Genomic DNA, 1,766 nt, shown 5'->3' with positions numbered 1-1,766 from the left:
GACGAATACCGCCTGCGCATCACCAGCAACGGCAAACTGATTTTGACGAAATAACCATACCCGCTCCAACCAGCGGCATAGCCAGCCATCCAGCCCTGCCGGGCCAGGAAGCTAGCCAGCCTTTTTACCAATCGCGAGGCACGCTATGTCGGCACAGGCTAAAAAAATCATCCATTTCCCGGAATCTCCGGCCAGGGCAGAGACATCGGCTTGCGCCCAGTTGCGTGCCGGCAATGAGCCCATGCCGCTCAATAATCCATTCAGCCAACGCCTGCCGAAACTGCCGGCATGCCGCCGGAGCGAAGGCGCGATCGGCCTTGGCGCCGCGCTCGCGTTTCACCTGATCTGGCTTGCGGCGGCGCCGGCGTTCGAAAAGCCAGAGCCTGTCACGCCGCCAACGCCCATTCAAGTCGCCTGGATTGCATCGCCGCAGTCCCGCGCCGAGCCGGCGAAACCCGAACCGCCGAAACCGCAAAAAAAGCCCAAACCGGCCGCCAAGCCCAAGGCAAAACCGCGCAAGCCGGCGCCGGCCAAACCGAAACCGCTGATTTCCGCATCCGACAGCGCTTCGGAAATAGCCGTTGCGCAGACGGCGGAAACCCCGAAAACGCCAACGGCGGAAGCTCCGAAAACGCCGCCGGCGCCCGCCAAGAGCGCGCCGGCGGAAGCGGCGCCGTTAATCCAGCCGCACCTCAACGCCGATTACCTCGACAATCCGCCTCCGGCCTATCCCCGGATCTCGCGCCGACTGGGCGAACAGGGCAAAGTGCTGCTGCGCGCCATGATCAACACCGACGGCACGGTCGCCCAGCTGAGCGTGCAAAAAACCAGCGGCTTCAGCCGCCTGGACCAAGCGGCGCTGGAAACGGTCAAGCACTGGCGCTTCGTGCCCGCGCGCCGCGGCAGCCAGATTGTGCCGGCCTGGGTCGTCGTTCCCATTTCATTTTCTCTTGAAGGATAAACGCATGGATTTCAAAGACAATCTCACTCATTTCCTGGCCCAGAGCGACGGCGTCGGGCAAACGCTTTTTGCCTTGCTGGCCGCGATGTCGGTCGCCAGCTGGTATTTCATCGTCGTCAAAACCTGGCAAGGCGCCATGATGCGCCGGCGCTCGGCGCAATTTCTGAAAACCTTCTGGGACGCCGCCTCGCTGGACGAGGTCGCCCGATATCTGAACCGGCACGCGCCGAACGAGCCGTTCGCCTACTTGGCCTGGCACGCCATAACCGCGGCGCGGCATCACGCCGCGCATGGCGCGCATCGTCTGCACGAGGCCGGCTCCGCTTCGGAGTTTCTGACCCGCTCGATGCGCCGCGCGATCGACGAGGAAACCGCGCGCCTGGAATGGGGCCTGACGGCGCTGGCCTCGATCGCCAGCACCGCGCCTTTCGTCGGCCTGTTCGGCACGGTCTGGGGCGTCTACCACGCCCTGCTCGGCATCGGGCAGGGCGGAGCCGCTACGCTCGACCAGATTGCAGGCCCCGTGGGCGAGGCGCTGATCATGACCGGCCTGGGCCTGGCCGTGGCGATTCCGGCCGTGCTGGCCTACAACGCCTGCGCGCGCGCCAACCGCCTGGTGCTGGCGCGGCTCGACGCCTACGCGCATGACCTGTTCGCTTTCCTGACCACCGGCGCGCCCATCGCCGTGCAGCCAGACGCCAGCCCCAAAGCGGCCGTCGTTTTAGGGGGTGCGTGATGGCCTTCGGCAGCTTCGACCAAAACAAAAGCCAGCATCCGGTTTCGGAAATCAACATGGTGCCGCTGA

General features: G+C 64.9%; 3 protein-coding genes. All 3 read left to right on the top strand.

Annotated features, from left to right (window positions below; translation table 11 throughout):
- The coding region (gene hemP, locus IT781_RS22950; RefSeq protein ID WP_194969884.1) for a hemin uptake protein HemP at positions 1 to 54 on the top strand (54 nt) is incomplete at its 5' end.
- 91 nt (positions 55 to 145) lie between these two features.
- Positions 146 to 961, top strand: coding sequence for an energy transducer TonB (locus tag IT781_RS21745; protein ID WP_194972263.1), 816 nt, complete (start codon positions 146 to 148; stop codon positions 959 to 961).
- Between the two features lie 4 nt (positions 962 to 965).
- Positions 966 to 1,697 carry a MotA/TolQ/ExbB proton channel family protein gene (locus IT781_RS21740; RefSeq protein ID WP_194972262.1) on the top strand — a complete coding sequence of 244 codons (732 nt, stop codon included), beginning with the start codon at positions 966 to 968 and terminating at the stop codon, positions 1,695 to 1,697.
- The last annotated feature ends 69 nt before the right edge of the window (positions 1,698 to 1,766 follow it).

It is taken from the genome of Methylobacter sp. BlB1, from assembly GCF_015476545.1.
GTDB lineage: Bacteria > Pseudomonadota > Gammaproteobacteria > Methylococcales > Methylomonadaceae > Methylobacter.
Note: the sequence above shows the minus strand (reverse complement) of the source record. Positions and strands in the feature narration are given on the sequence as shown.

Excerpts from the sequence above, each read along its gene's own strand:
- IT781_RS21745 (WP_194972263.1), top strand. The coding sequence starts at position 146 with ATGTCGGCACAGGCTAAAAAAATCATCCATTTCCCGGAATCTCCGGCC.
- IT781_RS21740 (WP_194972262.1), top strand. The coding sequence starts at position 966 with ATGGATTTCAAAGACAATCTCACTCATTTCCTGGCCCAGAGCGACGGC.